This window comes from Alteromonas sp. Mac1 (genome assembly GCF_001562125.1).
In the GTDB taxonomy this organism is placed as follows: domain Bacteria; phylum Pseudomonadota; class Gammaproteobacteria; order Enterobacterales; family Alteromonadaceae; genus Alteromonas; species Alteromonas stellipolaris.
In genome coordinates, this window is sequence record NZ_CP013932.1 from 3,662,355 (window position 1) to 3,679,418 (window position 17,064).

At 43.4% G+C, this 17,064-nt stretch carries 14 protein-coding genes; 13 read left to right on the plus strand and 1 reads right to left on the minus strand.

What is annotated here, in order from left to right; translation table 11 throughout:
- The first annotated feature begins 52 nt into the window (after positions 1–52).
- The 9 genes from AV939_RS15695 (at position 53) to AV939_RS15735 (ending at position 8,231) form a co-directional block, all read left to right on the plus strand.
- Complete coding sequence (locus AV939_RS15695; RefSeq protein ID WP_057789810.1) at positions 53–715, plus strand: deoxynucleoside kinase; 663 nt, start codon at positions 53–55, stop codon at positions 713–715.
- On the plus strand, positions 712–1,521 hold the full coding sequence (locus AV939_RS15700) for a hypothetical protein (protein WP_057789808.1): 810 nt from the start codon (positions 712–714) through the stop codon (positions 1,519–1,521). The genes AV939_RS15695 and AV939_RS15700 overlap by 4 nt, the downstream gene beginning before the upstream one ends.
- 234 nt (positions 1,522–1,755) lie before the next feature.
- Positions 1,756–2,715, plus strand: coding sequence for a hypothetical protein (locus AV939_RS15705; protein ID WP_061093594.1), 960 nt, complete (start codon positions 1,756–1,758; stop codon positions 2,713–2,715).
- Between the two features lie 139 nt (positions 2,716–2,854).
- Complete coding sequence (locus tag AV939_RS15710; RefSeq protein WP_057789803.1) at positions 2,855–3,517, plus strand: hypothetical protein; 663 nt, start codon at positions 2,855–2,857, stop codon at positions 3,515–3,517.
- A 137-nt stretch (positions 3,518–3,654) separates the two neighbouring features.
- The gene (locus AV939_RS15715; protein WP_057789801.1) at positions 3,655–4,971 is read left to right on the plus strand and encodes a HEPN domain-containing protein; all 1,317 of its coding nucleotides are present in this window, start codon (positions 3,655–3,657) and stop codon (positions 4,969–4,971) included.
- Positions 4,972–5,234: 263 nt separating this feature from the next.
- Positions 5,235–5,912, plus strand: coding sequence for a DUF7010 family protein (locus tag AV939_RS15720; RefSeq protein WP_231751131.1), 678 nt, complete (start codon positions 5,235–5,237; stop codon positions 5,910–5,912).
- Positions 5,913–6,036: 124 nt separating this feature from the next.
- Positions 6,037–6,366, plus strand: a complete 330-nt coding sequence (locus AV939_RS15725; protein ID WP_057789799.1) for a DMT family transporter — start codon at positions 6,037–6,039, stop codon at positions 6,364–6,366.
- Positions 6,367–6,381: 15 nt separating this feature from the next.
- Positions 6,382–7,575 (plus strand): sensor histidine kinase, encoded by a 1,194-nt coding sequence (locus tag AV939_RS15730; protein WP_057789797.1) that lies wholly within the window; start codon positions 6,382–6,384, stop codon positions 7,573–7,575.
- A gap of 50 nt (positions 7,576–7,625) precedes the next feature.
- On the plus strand, positions 7,626–8,231 hold the full coding sequence (locus AV939_RS15735) for a response regulator transcription factor (protein ID WP_057789795.1): 606 nt from the start codon (positions 7,626–7,628) through the stop codon (positions 8,229–8,231).
- 95 nt (positions 8,232–8,326) lie between these two features.
- Here the strand turns inward: AV939_RS15735 and AV939_RS15740 are convergent, their stop codons facing one another.
- On the minus strand, positions 8,327–10,591 hold the full coding sequence (locus AV939_RS15740; RefSeq protein WP_057789793.1) for a TonB-dependent receptor: 2,265 nt from the start codon (positions 10,589–10,591) through the stop codon (positions 8,327–8,329).
- A gap of 747 nt (positions 10,592–11,338) precedes the next feature.
- Here AV939_RS15740 and AV939_RS15745 point away from each other — a divergent pair.
- The 4 genes from AV939_RS15745 (at position 11,339) to acnD (ending at position 17,002) form a co-directional block, all read left to right on the plus strand.
- Positions 11,339–12,007 (plus strand): GntR family transcriptional regulator, encoded by a 669-nt coding sequence (locus AV939_RS15745; RefSeq protein ID WP_057795938.1) that lies wholly within the window; start codon positions 11,339–11,341, stop codon positions 12,005–12,007.
- Between the two features lie 23 nt (positions 12,008–12,030).
- The gene (gene prpB, locus AV939_RS15750; protein ID WP_013782842.1) at positions 12,031–12,906 is read left to right on the plus strand and encodes a methylisocitrate lyase; all 876 of its coding nucleotides are present in this window, start codon (positions 12,031–12,033) and stop codon (positions 12,904–12,906) included.
- A 352-nt stretch (positions 12,907–13,258) separates the two neighbouring features.
- Positions 13,259–14,383, plus strand: a complete 1,125-nt coding sequence (prpC, locus tag AV939_RS15755; RefSeq protein WP_057789789.1) for a bifunctional 2-methylcitrate synthase/citrate synthase — start codon at positions 13,259–13,261, stop codon at positions 14,381–14,383.
- 27 nt (positions 14,384–14,410) lie between these two features.
- Positions 14,411–17,002, plus strand: a complete 2,592-nt coding sequence (gene acnD / locus AV939_RS15760; protein WP_061998227.1) for a Fe/S-dependent 2-methylisocitrate dehydratase AcnD — start codon at positions 14,411–14,413, stop codon at positions 17,000–17,002.
- The last annotated feature ends 62 nt before the right edge of the window (positions 17,003–17,064 follow it).

The window sequence follows — 17,064 nt, forward strand, 5'->3', positions numbered from 1 at the left end:
AGCTTTTATGTCAGCTCAAATTCATCACGTTAAATTAGATTTAAGAGATAGAATGGAAAATAAAACCAGAATTTGCATTTCAGGAATGATCGCCGTTGGAAAATCAACACTAGCACGCGCTTTAGCTAAAGATTTCGATATGGAGCTTATATCTGAGGCAAAACTTGGAATATCGTATTTGGAAAGGCTGTTTGATGATCCAGCCCGCTGGAGTTATGAAGCTCAAGCAGCATTCTTGATTGGAAAGGCAAATGCTATAAGAAAAATAGAAAAGAAGCATAAGTCGTATGTTTTAGACCGGTCTATTTGTGAAGACGCGAGTATATTTTTTGAGTACTTCAAAGAGGTATATCAACTAGATGACCTGACATGTTTGAACTACCAATATTTGTACGATCTTATCGATGACTGTACACCCAAAGAAGACATTAGCATCATTTGTACAATCGATTATGAAAGCGTAGTCAATAGGATTATTTCACGAGATAAATTTAATGCCTATGTGGAAGGTTACGTAAATTCTGTTTATGACCGATATACAAAGTTCATCGAGGAGAAGCGCGGCAATCAAAATACATACATTTGTGACAGTAACATTTTTGATTGGACCGACGACAAAGTTTGCAAGTTGATAATAGATGATGTTCAAAGATTGATAGATCGCGACGCCTCAAATTCGGATATAAACCTAAATGTCTTGAGGGCTCATATATGAATCAATCCACAAGAAAGAATATAATATTTTTTATTGGCGTATTTATGGCTCTAGCGAGTGCTGGTGTCGAGTTATGGCTATTTGTTGTCTTAGTTAACGAGGGTAGCTTTGAAGCTCTAAAGCTCACGGTAGCCGCCGCAAACGGTCTTTTGGTTTTTGGCTCAATTAAAATGATTCTCAAGTCATGGGGTTCTATGTTTATTGAAGAATCGAACCCTGTTGCTCTAGGGAGCCTCTCTAGTTGTTACTCAAGTAGGTTTCAGGTGGTTAGTCAGACAGATCTTAATAGCCGCCATATAGTTCCGCCATTAAACCGTCAATTGATTACCCAGTATCTTGTTCTTCTTGAAGGGTTGTTGCAGACGAATCTGGGACGTCATCATTACGAGTTATCGCTTTTTTGTGGTTCTGAAGCTCCAGAAATAATCGCGTACTTCGATTCTAATAGAAATATGACCCCAAGAAGTCATTCCAAACGTGCCGAAAATTCACAGTACTATATAGAGAACAACTATGAAGTAGTGGAAATTCTTAAAAATCCCAGTACGGAGACGCAGTTCATTGAAAATACGTTAGTTGATTCAGAGGACTATTCATTTACATCAGAAGAGCAGAAGGGAAAAGTTCGGTCAACACTTCTCCATTGCATAGATGTAAGGATACCTGCGGCTATTGTGATTACATGTAATAAAGAAAAAATTCTTGGGCCGGGTAGCGATTTTAAAGAAGCCTTTCTGTCTGTTTATTTTGGAATAGCAACCGACCTATATCTCGGCTTGCTAATGGGAGCTACCGAACAAAAATGACATAACAATACTTGCCAGTGGACCAGTTTGCTTCGTGGCTTTTTTATGCTGATCGCTACGCTAGTACAAAACGCAGTTCCACCGACTGTAGCTGCACTTGGCGTTGAATGTCTGCTGTTTGTCTATTGATGGCAGTCTTTGCTAGCAAAAGGAATGCTGTATACGTATAACTGACGAACATCACCGCTTTGGTGGCAGCTAAGTAAGGCGATAATTAGAAAAGGGAAATTCTGAGTGTCAAATGAATTAAGGGATTACATTTATACATTAATGCCCAATATCGATGCGTTGCTAGCGGAAAAGGGAATTCCCATACCTAAACGGTTTCTAGTCGCCGGGAGGTTCTTTGTTGATCATTTCGTTAAGAATTCGTCTTTTGAGTCGAAAGAACAACTACTTGAAAGTAAAGTGTATCGCGAATCCATTCTTCCTATATTCAACGAGTGGTTTTATGAAAAATATAGAGATCTGACAAAGGCAAACGTAAAAAGCTTTTACCTAGGTGTGACCTTCGTCCACGGTCAACCCATAGAGCTAAGAATACCTGCAACTACATCGGAGGTCGTGGAGGAAGGGAAATTATCAAAGTTGATGTTTCCAGATCACATGCAAAAAAGTGAAAAAATAGAGGATATAATTCAACCTACTATCAATTTTGAGCACATGACAGAGAAAGATAAGTTTGACCTCAAAAAGCAAATCGCTGAAATCGTCGCCTATTCAAGATCAATAAATATTGACCTCAATACATCTTGTGAACTTGACCAACTGGCGCGAAATATGTCAATGGGTGTGTGGGGGCATTTTGAAAAAGGTGTAACTGATTTACTTTCAAACAATGCTGCATCATCAGCCGTGGCTTGCTGGGAATTCCACTTAGCAATAGAGAAAGCCCTAAAAGTGTTAATCCATTCTAAAACCGGTCAAGGCATACACGGTCACAGCCTGGAAAAGCTTGTTTTGCGGCTTAACCAGTATGGATGCGAGTTGAATTCATCAGAGTTAATGAAACTTCCAAACGATAAGGAAGCTATTAAATTGAGATATGCGGAAATGATTAGTAAACCCATAGATGCATTCAAATACTATCTAGTTGCACTTTATTTTGTTGCTGATGTGTGCACGAAGCTCGAACATAAGCACGGCTTTAAAAATTCTTCGTTTACCTTAAAGATGGCACCATGGGCAAGATAATTTCGACAAATTGATGGCTGACCGAAACGTTGAACATCTGCTGTATGTCTATTGATGCCAGTGAAAACTCACTGTTGTTCTGCTCGGTTCGTGAAGCGGACCTTATTTAAAAGTTATACCTAAATAGGGAGGTGCAAACATGGATGTGGTTTATGAGATAATTTCTGCAAACCCACAATTTTTTACTTGGATTTTTGGATTGATAAATGTCCTATGGGGCGTGTTTATCTATTTCAACAAAAAACGGCATCAAAATGAGCTTGTAAAGCTTAAGTCATCTCTTAATCTTGATTTAGAAAGAAGGAAAAAAGTTTTTGAGATGAAAACGGCTCAGTATGAGGATTACTTTAAAAACATGGACGCAATCCATAATCGTCATCAGAGTGATTATCAGAAAATACTTGTTCCTATAATCAATGAGTTTAATGCTTCCTACCAGAGAGCATGTGCTATTGGGGACGAACAAAATGCAGCTGAAGCATCAATTAATTTTCAAGAAAAAATAAGCAAAATCACATTTGATGGGTTTGAAGAGCTTCAAGTAATACGTTCTCAAACGAACACGTTGCGATTAACAGCAAGTGATGAAGTAGCTAACTTGTTAGATGAACTTCAAGATCTTTATGAGAGTTTGTTTGAGATATCGTCAAAAATGGTTAAAGACCTTGTGCAAGTAATTCTTCAAGGAAACACTGCTCTCGCTGATGAAAATCAGAAACGGCTAAACGCAGTGGGAGAAGCAACGAAGAAAAAAGCAAATTTACTCAGGGAGCAGATGAGGCAAGACTTAACGACCATTTAGATATAACAATCAAATCAAGTCGCTCGCAAGCTCGCTGGGACAGTAACACATGGGCACTGGCGCTTCGCTCTGATTTTAACCCATGTATTATTGCCCCTTATTTGGGTGTTATTATGCTTCCATTCTAAGGTCGTTACATGTCATTAAATATTCATGAAAAATGCAAAGAAAGATTAGTGCAAGTCATTGCTGACAGTTTAGAGAAAATCGACGTTAAAAATAAGATGTTTGTTGAGCGAATGTCTTGTGTTGACTTAGTTAGCGCAGATTCTATTTTACCAACTTCGGGAAGAATTAAATCAACATTACAAAGCGCTATAGGTGAGCTTCCTGTCTTTGAGTTTATTTATGCCACTTTGTCTAGAGAGTTAACTGAAAAATTTGGATATGATTCAGACATTCCTTTATCAAAACTAACAGAAATTGATGGTTATCAAGATACTGCCGACGTTGCTAGGCGATTGGTTGATGAATTTGACAGCCTACCTTGGCAGTATATTTTCAGTATTGAATTGAATAGTGATATTGCGAAGCTATTCCAAGAAGGCTTAGATAACTTTGATATATCTGAAAGTATAGCTATCCGAAAGTCTGACGACGACTTTTCATTAATTTATCCTCCGAAGTCGGGAATTGAAAAAAGGGATCAGTCAATTTCAGGAAGTGGCTTAGGTTTGTTTTCGTTATTCACTGAGAATACATGGAATTCCAAAGGCGCATTTCTCCAAATAAAAAGTGAAGGTTTTGTTGGTCAATATGGCCCTGATGAAACTCATACCCAAGTGATTGAAAAATTAAAATCGTTTTGCGGGTTAGGTATCGCACTTAGACTTTTTAAAATTAATGCTAAATATCGTTCAACTCCAACAAAAGCAAAATTTTTCATTCATAAACTAGAAAATGAAAACTGGGTAGTGCAAGGAAAGCATGAGTTAGATTATGATATTTCGGACACCTTTCACGATCTTGTAATCCATGATTTTGATGGCGTCCTTGATACTCAAGATAAACAAGCTTCATGGGTAAATCGTAAACTTAGTGATATGAACACTGTTTTTTCATGCGAAGATAAAGCTAAAACACAGAAATTGCTATTGGCCTGCCAGTGGTTATTTGAAAGCTTTAGTGGTAAAAATGAGTTGCTTTCCTTTGTTCAAACTACTGTAGTAATTGAAATTCTATTAGGTGACAAGGCGTCATCTGAACAAGTTGGTCTAGGCACATTATTAAGAAACCGTTGTGCGTACTTAATAGGTACAAGCCAAAGTCAACGGAACGAAATATTAGATGACTTTCAAAAAATTTATGATGTTAGATCTAAAATTGTTCATGGCGGTAAAAGTAGACTAAATTACGTCGAACGAGGCCTTATGGATAAACTACAATGGATGTGCCGCAGAGTAATTCAAGAAGAAGTAAAATTGCTTTGTAAAGATGAGCAAAAAGAAGCATAACAAATCAATCCAGCAGGACAAAAAACAGTTGCTTTTGCTCCTGCGTCGCTAATTTTAATCAACTATTTTATTGCCTCTGATTGAGGCGTTGAATGTCCGTTGTTTGTCTATAGCCGACTGTCATACCCTGCCCGAACCCACAAACTATTCATGACAAATGTCATGTTACTTTGCTTACCTTTGTGACTAACTAAAACTCTCCACGCACTACATACTTTCATCACTGCTTACGCACTTTTATTTATCAACTAAAAGGCATCGTGATGAACACACAAACACTAACGCTAGAACAGCAACGCGACATTATGAAACAACGCCGCTTTATCGCCATGCCACTGGCCGGCACATTAGTTTGGGCGGCAATTGGTTGTGCATCGCCTTTTTTCAATGAGGTAATTCAAACTTGGATGCTCTACCTTGGAACCGGCGCTATTTTCTATATTGGTTCAGGGCTTTCTTATTTAACTGGCGAACGCTTCTTTTCGAAAGACCGCCAAAATACTGAATTCGACACCTTGTTTTTTATTGGAATGGCCATGGCATTACTGGTATTTGCCATCGCCCTGCCCGTTGCCGCTATCGACCATACTACGCTTCCACTCAGTATTGGCATACTCACTGGGCTTATGTGGATGCCGCTATCGTGGGCTATCCAACACTGGGTTGGCTACTTTCACACTATTGCCCGTACCTTGGGCATTCTCATTGCTTGGTATGTGTTTCCAGAAGCTCGTATTGAAGCCATATCAGCGGTTATTGTGGCGGTGTATTTGGTCTCGCTCGTTACCCTAGAATCTAGGTACCAGAATATTAAACTTGCCACTTCGAACGCCGTTGACGGCACTGCAACTAGTGCTACAAATACCTCTGCCACTGACACAGGCTCTACTTCACGGGCCAATCCAAAGGTTGCCACTAGAACTTCGCTAGCTTCTTTTTGAAGAAAGGGGTTTTGTCAGGAGGTCGCTATACACTAGACCCTTTTTAAACTAGAGCAAATTTAGCCCAAAAATCTCAATTAACCGAGACACTATTTCGACCTAAGGTTTATACCGGAGAAAAAACATGACTTATTTATTACTCGCCCTAGCCATTGTGACAGAGGTCACTGCCACCTTATTACTAAAAGCCTCAAACGGCTGGGAGAAATGGTACTTCGGCTACGGCGCTATCGCGTTTTACATGATTTCAGGAATACTCTTTGCCACTGTACTCAAGCATATGGGGGTAGGTGTTGCTTATGCTATATGGTCTGGAATGGGTATTGCCCTTATTACCGCAGCCTCTGTCATCTTATGGAAACAAACTTTCGACTTCTATGCTGCAATGGGTATTATATTAATTGTTTCAGGTACTTTGCTTATCACCAGCAAGTCTGCCGTTGTATTTCAATAAGGACGAAATACCTAGATGAATAGCAGTTCAATAAAAAGCAATGCTCAGGCACAAGTTCCCGCATTACCTTTGCTGGCACATGGACGTAAGAAGAAGTGGTCGTACAGCTCGTTAATTTTTTCGCTGTTCTATTTTGTTCCACCGCTATTCATGCGAGATGCGCCTTCCAATGGGGTAATGGCGCTTATTGTTATGGGCTTTGTCACCTTTGTTTTTCTTTACGTACTGAGTGTAAATCAACCTGTAAATCGCCTGCCTTATTACCTAACGGGAATGATTTTATTAGCCTATACCACCAGCTTGGTTAACCCGGGTGGCACGGTGATTTTTGGCTTTGTTAGCTTTATTGTTGGCTACTACTATCGCTTCAGTATTGGCATTATCTTGTTACTGGCAGTATCTGCTTCGCTTATTTTTATGAAAGTGTATTTATACCCTACCGGTTTGTTTTTTTTCCTCGCCGCAGGGGCAAACATCGCTGTACTATTTGGCTTTGGCGTAATGGAACGCAAAGAAACCCTTTTCCAACAAAAGGAAGCGAAACACGCTGCCGCATTGGGCACTTTAAGTGCTATTGCCGAACGAGAACGCATAGGTCGTGATCTTCACGATGTGGCCGGCCATGCATTAAGCAGTATTTCGTTGAAAGCTCAAGTGGCCGACAAGCTACTAACCAAGGGCCGCACTGCTGAAGCGCAAGCAGAAGTAAAAGCATTGGCTCAGCTTTCTCAGCAATTGCTCAGTGAGATTAGGCAAACGGTAAGTGGCATTAAACAGCTATCGTTGCGCGAAGAAATAGCTAAAAACATGGCTAAATTGTCTGAGCAAGGCTTTGATGTAATGAGCGACGTGGTAAGTGATGCAGTGAGCGATGTAGACGAGAGCCGCTTCACTCACCTTACTCCTCTTACTCCCCTTCAAGAAACCCAATTGTCGTTAATTATAAAAGAAGCGACTACAAATATTCTGCGCCACAGCAAGGGCAATCAAGTAACGCTTACCCTTCAATGCACAAACGATATATTGAACCTTGTTATTGCTGACAATGGTAACAGTCGCTGCAAAACAGAGGGCAACGGCGTTCAAGGTATTCGTGAGCGGGCTGAACTCATTAATGCAACAGTTGAGTTTCAGTGGGGCTCACCAACGGTGCTTACACTTCAATTACCGCTACTTGCTAAACATAATAGTAGCGAGCCGAGCGCATAGTGCATGTGCACATAGATAAAAATGACTAATTTCATATCGAGCAACCAGCAATGAATCGAATCTTAGTAGTAGAAGATCAATCTTTAGTGCGTGATGCTATTGCCACCTTATTGTCGTTAGAAGACGACTTTGAAATAAGCGGGAAGTGCGCCAACGGACAAGAAGCTTTAGATTGGCTTGGCGCGAACAACGCACCCGATATTATTCTTACCGACATTGAAATGCCCTTAGTATCGGGGCTAGATTTAGCAGAAAAGCTAAACGCTTTATCTATAAGCAGCAAAGTGGTGGTAATGACCACATTCTCTAAACCTGGCTATATAAAGCGAGCGCTGGCATTGGGCGCTAAAGGGTTTGTTCTAAAAGAGGCCGACAGTGAGTACTTAGTGAATGCGCTACAAAAAATAGCAAAAGGTGAAAGGGTTATTAGCCCTGAACTTGCGTTAATGGCGCTGGATGACAGTAACCCGCTTTCGGCAAAAGAAAGTAAAGCGTTAAAGCTCGCAGGAGATGGATTAAAAACCCAAGATATCGCGAAAACGCTATTTTTATCAGAAGGTACTGTGCGTAATTATTTATCTGAAGCTATAGCAAAACTAGATGCAACAAACCGTGTCGATGCTGCCAGAATCGCAAAACAAAAAGGCTGGTTATAAACCAGCCTTTTTGTTTGCCTATATCCGCTGCATTTAGTACAAATGCAGCGGTTATTTTTTTGCTCTTAAGCTTTTTAGCTTACTCAATTCGTTAATTAAAACTCAGTTGAGAAACGTACACCAAATTCGCTCGCGTCGTTGCTTAATACTTGCAGAATATAATCGCCCGTATTCAAGCGAGCATTGTCATAACGCTCATCAAAAATGTTACGACCATATAATGCAACCGTGTAAGCCTCATCCGCTGGCGTGTACGCCACATCGAAGTTAACTAATTCGCGGCTTTCAATTTCTGTCATGCGAGCAGGCTCTGAGCTAGGCTCACCGTACATGTCTGCGCGGTATGAATAGTCGATACGAGCGCGAATTTTGTCGCCACCTTCAAGGTCGAAAGTATACGACGGGCCAATCGCAAACGTTAAATCAGGCGTTAATGGCGCGACAGGGTTAAAACCGTCTTGCTCATCAACTTCAACATCCATGTAACCAATGCTGGTTAGCATGCTGAAGTTGCCTACGTTCAAGGTAGTGTCTAGTTCGATACCGCGAGAGGTTTGTTCAACCACTAAGTTTGCTGTATCAAAACCACCTTCGCTTACTCGGCTAACTTGGTACGGAAGATCTTCAAACTCAGTGTTGAATACTGCAACGCTTACGTCGAAGTATTCATTAACACGACCTTTAACACCCACTTCGTAGTTCACAGCAGTGATGTTATCAGAAGCGACGAAACAGTTGCTCGCATTAACTGCCGCTACTGCATTGTCTAAATCATCAAAACCGCCAGCGCCAAAGAACTCGCCAATCAAGCAATAAGGGCGTGCTGGATATTGACCAGACTGATACCCATTTTGAATAGTGGCATAACCTGTCATGCCATTTTCAAAGGTATAGTTGGTGGCCAGTTCCCAGGTAACTTCATCCCAATCATTTGCATCGTAAATAGTGCCAAGGGCATCAAATACGTTTGCAGACGCGTCTTTTTCATCTTCAGTGTAACGAATACCACCAGACACACTAAGCTCGTCAGTTAAATCATGACGAAGGTTTAGGTATACCGCTTTACTTGTGGTTTCTTGGTCGAGTTGAAGGGTGTTTCCACCGCCATCGAAACTTGAATCGCTACCTTGGCGGTTGCTACCTTCTTCATTGAAATAATAAAGGCCAGCAACGAAGTCAGTGTACTCATTGATGTAACCATTTAATTGAACTTCAATTGACGTTTGGTCGGCTTCACCGCGCTCTGGGTATTGGTCTAACGAGTAAATAGTACCATCATCATCAAGCCCAGCTTTGTACTTAGATGTACGACGGCTCGCTACTACCTTGGCGGTATAGTCATCGCTAATATCCCACTCTGTAGTTAGAGACACACCGCGGGCTTCATTCGATACGCTAGTCACTTCAGGTGTGCCAGTAGCGTTATCGTATATATCATACCCTTCTGGGGTAACATCGGTATTTCTAAGTTCTAGCCCTAAGCTGTTTGTGCCAGCATAAAAACGCCCTTCTGGCATTTCATCAATAAGCACAGTATAAGGACGTAAACCACCATCACCATTATTGGCATCGGCAGTTAATACCATACGGAAGTCATCAGACGGCTCAAATTTTACCGAGATACGACCTGAAATATCTTCAGTTTCACCAACATCATATTCTGCATTAGGTACGTTAATGAACTCGCCCAAACCATCACGGGTGTTGTAAGCAAGGTTCATGTTAAATGCCAAGGTGTCAGATAATGCATGGTTCACGAACAAGTCAGTTTTAACACGACCGCGAGTACCGAACTCTGCATTTACTTTGGTAACATCGCCTTGATCTGGCTCTTTGGTGATGATGTTAATAGCACCACCAATCGAGTTACGACCATAAAGTGTACCTTGAGGACCACGAAGTACCTCAATACGCTCGATGTTGTTCAAGCTCCAGTTTTGACCTACTTGGCGGCCTAAATACACGCCATCCACATACACACTTACACCTGGATCAGTAGTGATAAGGTGATCTTGAAGACCAATACCACGAATGAAAGGGTTTACTGAGGAAGTGTGACCCGCTGAGAAGCCAGTTACGTTTAAGTTTGGAACAAACTTACCAACATCCGTTAAGTCAGTAATGCCTTGTTCAGCTAGCATATCACCGTCAAATGCACTAATTGCAATTGGTACTTCATAGATAACCTGAGGGCGCTTAGTCGCAGTAACGGTAATGGCTTCGTACTTTTGCTCTTCAGTTACTTCAGCTTCTTGAGCAAATGTAGAAAAAGAAATAGCAGGTACAGTTAGTGCTACTGCCAAAGCGACAGGCGAAAGCTTACTGGCGAGTGTCTTAGACACGTCAGTATTCGTGATCATGTGTAACCCCTTTGCGAGAGTGTTTAGTGTCGAAAATTTATTGTTTTTAGGCTGCTTCACGTTCTCTTTGGAACTTTAAAAGCCAGTAAACTCACAAATAGAGGGTGTTACGAAGCGTAACGTTTAGCTGATTTATGGATATCCTTATGAAAGTGGCGTGTATCCCTACTGGTATCAATGTCACTTTCTCTACCCTACCAGCCCCCATCTACTCACGACTGGAGTTTTGGCTTGAAGACTGGAAAAATATGATACTGACTTCCTGATAGCTTGCATAGCGAAATATTGCACTTTTATTAAATTGAGCTTTTAAAATTAGACCAATTGGTTAGGCTAATTACTCATCAATGCTTTCTTCACTAACCCTGACTTTTTGTCTAATAATCATACTGTTAGGTAGCAATGTTAAACGCTTTCTACACAACTGTGTGCGTCAGGTTTACTAGACCATTTAGACAATCATTTTTTCTCTGCTTCTGCCGAGCGAGAAGTTGAACTGCTTCGCTGGCAATCAATGTTTAGGCTCATAATAAATGAGTAGGGCCTCGCGTATGTGTTAACCCAAGGGATAGATAGCCTAGGCAAAGGTAGTCTATGCTACAAACCGTATTTACTCGCCCTCAACTTAGTTTGAACATTTAAAACGACCGGCACTTTGTCGACAATTAATAGCAATTTAGTTTGACCAAAGCCTAAATCACCCCTATATTGTCGACATGTCATTATTTTAGGGTGCCTAACTTGTCGGTGCAAATAGACCTAGAAAAGCCTGTAACAAATGCAGATAGAACCTTTTTTCAATTGCGTAAAGACATTGTAGAAGGGGTTATTCCTGCGGGCTCCAAACTCAGTGAAACTGAGTTGTCGACAAAATATGAAGTCAGCCGCGCGGTTATTCGCGAAGGAATTAACCGACTTGCTGCCTGCCACCTTGTAGAACGCAAAGCCAACGTAGGAGCCAAAGTTGTTTCCCTCACCCCAGAAGGGCTTATTCAACTTTATCAAGTACGAGAAGCGTTAGAAGGTATGGCAGCCCGCTTAGCCGCTAGGCATATGAGTGATGAAGAAGTTGCGTCACTGCAAGCCTTATTAGATTCCCATTTCAACACAGTAAAAGACGCCCAGCTTTATTACCAAGAAGCGGGAGATGTAGACTTTCACTACCGCATCGTCACTGGCAGTAAGAACAATCACCTGATTAGCGTGTTAATAGATGGACTCTATCATCTTGTACGCATGTATCGCGTGCAACTTGGTATGGCTGGCCCACGAGTAAGCACCGCTTTCGATGAACACAGACATATTGTGAATGCCATTGCGAATCGCGATGAAGAGCTAGCCGAAATGCTAATGCGCCGCCATATTCTTTATTCAAAGAACAATATTGAAAACAAACTTAGCCCCACACCAACCTAATTTGAAACCAGAGAGTGTTATTTATGAGTGCAGGAAAGAAATTCAGACAAGCACTGGCCGACAATAAGCCACTGCAAATATTAGGCACCATTAATGCCTATACCGCCATGATGGCAAAATCTATCGGCCATAAAGCGATATACCTCTCCGGTGGCGGCGTTGCCAATGCTTCATACGGTTTACCCGATTTGGGCATGACATCACTTAACGACGTTATTGTTGATGTACAACGCATTACATCAGCCTGCGATTTACCGTTATTGGTAGACATAGACACGGGCTGGGGCGGCGCATTTAATATTGCAAAAACCATTCGCGATATGGAAAAAGCCGGTGCAGCAGCTGTTCACATGGAAGATCAAGTCGCGCAAAAGCGCTGCGGCCATCGCCCTAACAAAGAAATTGTGAGCACTGAAGAAATGGTCGACCGAATTAAAGCCGCGGTAGATGCTAGAACCGACCCCGACTTTTTCATTATGGCGCGAACCGATTCTTTCGCACAAGAAGGATTAGAAAAAGCCATTGAACGCGCCAAGGCTTATGTAGCCGCTGGGGCTGACGGCATATTCGCAGAAGCGGTAAAGACTGAAGAACATTACCGTGCATTTTCAGAAGCGCTAGACGTCCCTATTCTTGCCAACATTACCGAATTCGGACAAACCGAACTATGGAACAAAGAACAGCTTGGCGAATGGGGTGCCGCGATGGTGCTTTACCCACTAAGTGCCTTCCGCGCCATGAACAAAGCCGCTGAAAACGTGTACCAATCAATACTTGATAATGGCGATCAAAAAGCCGTTGTCGACACCATGCAAACCCGCATGGAGTTATACGATTACCTTGGCTATCACGACTACGAGCAAAAGCTCGACGAACTGTTCGCCAAGGGCAAAGGCTAACGGCTGGCGGCTAAAGCTGCTTTGGCTACGGAGGTCACTTTGGCTGCGGAGGTCGCTTTGGCTGCGGAGGTCGCTTTGGCTGCGGAGGTCGCTTTGGCTGCGGAGGTCGCCTTGGCTGCGGAGGCAGGGATACGGCGCTGCCACGCCGTAAACCCATCCATGGGGGCTCCGCCTCGGCATCCATGCCTCGGAGGGGCAGCGCTCGTATTCCCTGCCTCCACATCCGCGGCCTCGAGCGACAATTTGCATCGAGTAATATTTTGTTAAAAGCAGCAATTTTTCATAACGATTGTTGAATTAGAAAACTAAACAAACTTTTGTACCTTACATACACAAGACCGGAGACAACAAGATGGCTAAACAATTAAGTGGCGCGGGATTACGCGGCCAAGTTGCAGGAAAAACAGCACTGTCTACTGTAGGCGTATCAGGTTCTGGCCTGACATACCGTGGTTACGATGTAAAAGATTTAGCAGCCAGTTGCCAGTTTGAAGAAGTAGCTTATCTTATTTTAAAAGGTAAATTGCCTAATCAATCCGAGTTAGATGGATACAAAACCACACTTCGTAGTATGCGCGGATTACCCCAAGCCCTTAAAGATGTGCTAGAGCGTATTCCAAAAGACGCCCATCCTATGGATGTACTTCGTACGGGTTGTTCTATGTTGGGTAATCTTGAAATGGAAAACGATTTCAGTGAGCAGGGCCATGCTACCGACCGCATGCTGGCCTGCTTCCCAAGCATTATCTGTTACTGGTATCGCTTTACTCACGATGGCGTTCGTATTGATGTAGAAACCGATGACGATTCTATCGGTGGTCATTTCTTGCATATGCTACACGGCGAAAAACCACGTGAGCTACATGAACAAGTGATGCACGTTTCACTTATTTTGTACGCAGAGCACGAATTCAACGCATCTACCTTCACCGCTCGTGTGTGTGCCTCAACATTGTCTGATATGCACTCATGTGTCACTGGTGCTATTGGCTCACTTCGCGGTCCATTACATGGTGGGGCTAATGAAGCAGCCATGGAAATGATTGAAGGCTTTACCTCAGCCGACGACGCTGAAGAAAAAATGATGGCTATGCTATCGCGTAAAGACAAAATCATGGGCTTTGGTCATGCCATTTATTCTGAATCTGACCCACGCAACGAGATTATTAAAGGCTGGTCTGAAAAACTGGCAGCCGATGTGGGTGACAATGTGCTTTACCCTGTTTCTGTACGCTGTGAAGAAGTGATGTGGCGCGAGAAGAAGCTTTTCTGTAACGCTGATTTCTTCCATGCATCAGCCTACAACTTTATGGGTATTCCTACTAAGTTGTTTACCCCTATATTCGTAATGTCTCGCCTAACCGGCTGGGCAGCCCACGTGATGGAACAGCGCGCTGACAACCGCATTATTCGTCCGTCAGCGGAATATACAGGTGAAGATATTCGTGACGTACCTCCTATGTCTGCACGTAGTTAATGACTAAGGCTTAAAATCATGAGTAATATGAATTACGAATACCGTAAACCTCTGCCTGGCGCAGGAATCGATTTTTTCGATACCCGCGAGGCAGTGGAAGCCATTGAACCTGGCGCCTACGACAAACTTCCCTACACTTCTCGTGTGTTTGCTGAAAACTTAGTGCGCCGTTGTAACCCAGACGCACTAACAGAGTCACTCAAGCAGTTTATTTACCGCAAGAACGACTTAGATTTTCCGTGGTTTCCTGCCCGGGTGGTATGCCACGATATTTTAGGGCAAACCGCGTTAGTCGACTTAGCTGGTTTACGGGATGCCATTGCCGCAAAAGGCGGCGATCCGGCGAAAGTAAATCCTGTAGTGCCTACCCAGTTAATTGTCGATCACTCATTAGCCGTTGAACATGCGGGTTTTGAACCCGACGCGTTTGAAAAAAACCGCGCTATTGAAGACAGACGTAACGACGACCGTTTTCATTTTATCGACTGGACTAAATTAGCGTTTAAAAACGTGGATGTGATACCGCCAGGTAACGGCATCATGCACCAAATCAATTTAGAGCGGATGTCGCCGGTTATTCAGTCTCGCGATGGTGTAGCCTTTCCTGATACCTTGGTTGGCACCGACAGTCACACCCCGCATGTTGATGCGCTAGGCGTTATTGCTATTGGTGTGGGCGGCCTTGAAGCGGAAAGCGTTATGCTAGGGCGCGCCTCTTACATGCGCCTACCCGATATAATGGGTGTCGAGCTTACGGGTAAACCACAGCCAAATATTACGGCTACCGATATTGTACTTGCCCTTACCGAGTTTTTACGTAAAGAGCGCGTGGTGTCTTCTTATTTGGAATTTTATGGCGAGGGAACCACTCACCTCACCCTTGGCGACCGCGCCACTATTTCAAACATGACACCCGAATATGGCGCTACCGCGGCCATGTTCTACATCGACCAACAAACTATCGATTATTTGCGTTTAACAGGCCGAGAAGAAAAGCAAATTGCGTTAGTTGAACAGTATGCCAAACACACTGGTTTATGGGCAGATTCATTAGCGAGTGCCGAATACGAGCGTGTTCTTACCTTTGATTTATCATCAGTTGGCCGCAACATGGCTGGCCCATCGAATCCACATGCTCGTTTAGCCACCAGCGATTTGGCACAGCGCGGTGTCGCCAGCGCATGGGAACAAGAAGAAGGCAAAATGCCTGATGGCGCAGTAATTATTGCTGCCATTACCAGTTGTACCAATACATCAAACCCTCGCAATGTAATTGCAGCAGGCTTAATTGCCCGCAATGCAAACCAGCGTGGTTTAACCCGCAAACCTTGGGTGAAAAGTTCATTAGCCCCTGGATCTAAAGCAGTAAAACTGTATTTAGAAGAGGCCGATTTAATGGGCGAACTAGAACAGTTAGGCTTTGGTGTAGTGGCCTTTGCCTGTACAACGTGTAACGGTATGAGCGGCGCGCTAGACCCTAAAATTCAGCAAGAAATTATAGACCGAGACTTATACGCCACAGCGGTACTTTCTGGTAACCGTAACTTCGATGGTCGTATTCACCCATATGCGAAACAAGCCTTTTTGGCCTCACCGCCATTAGTGGTGGCGTACGCTATTGCGGGCACTGTCCGTTTTGATATTGAAAAAGACGTGTTAGGTATTGATAACGACGGTAACCCGGTCACGCTTAAAGATATTTGGCCAAGCGATGAAGAGATTGATGCCATTGTCGCGAAAAGCGTGAAACCAGAGCATTTTCGTAAAGTGTACGAGCCTATGTTCGACTTAAAAGTGAATACTGGCAGCGACATTAGCCCGCTATACGATTGGCGTGAAATGAGCACCTATATTCGCCGCCCACCTTATTGGGAAGGCGCGATGGATGCTGAACGTACCATGACGGGCATGCGTCCGCTGGCTATATTGGGCGATAACATTACTACCGATCATTTGTCGCCCTCTAACGCGATTATGGCGGCGAGTGCGGCAGGTGAGTATTTGGCGAAAATGGGATTGCCAGAAGAGGACTTTAACTCTTATGCCACCCACAGGGGCGATCATTTAACGGCGCTTCGCGCCACCCTTGCGAACCCGAAAGTGTTCAACGAGATGGTGCTTGAAAATGGCGAAGTGAAGCAAGGTTCGCTGGCTCGCATTGAGCCTGAAGGCAAAGTGGTTCGCATGTGGGAAGCCATTGAAGCCTATATGCAGCGCAGACAGCCACTAATTATTGTGGCGGGCGCCGACTATGGTCAGGGTTCTTCACGTGATTGGGCTGCTAAAGGTGTACGCCTAGCTGGGGTAGAAGTAATTGCAGCGGAAGGCTTCGAGCGCATTCACCGGACCAACTTGCTTGGCATGGGTGTATTACCCCTTGAGTTTAAACCGGGCACAACCCGTAAAACGCTTGAGCTTGATGGTACTGAAACCTACGACGTTAAAGGCGAACCTGCACCGGGTGCAACATTAACCTTGGTGGTAAATCGTACTAATGGTGAAACCCTCGACGTACCGGTAACTTGCCGTTTAGATACCGCTGAAGAGGTATCGATTTACAGCGCAGGCGGTGTACTTCAGCGTTTTGCCAAAGACTTCTTAGAAGCTGAAGCTACTTAGTTATCGCTGGGATAGGGGAAAGTAATGTCGGTACCGGGCACGCCGTAAATACGTCCCTGTAG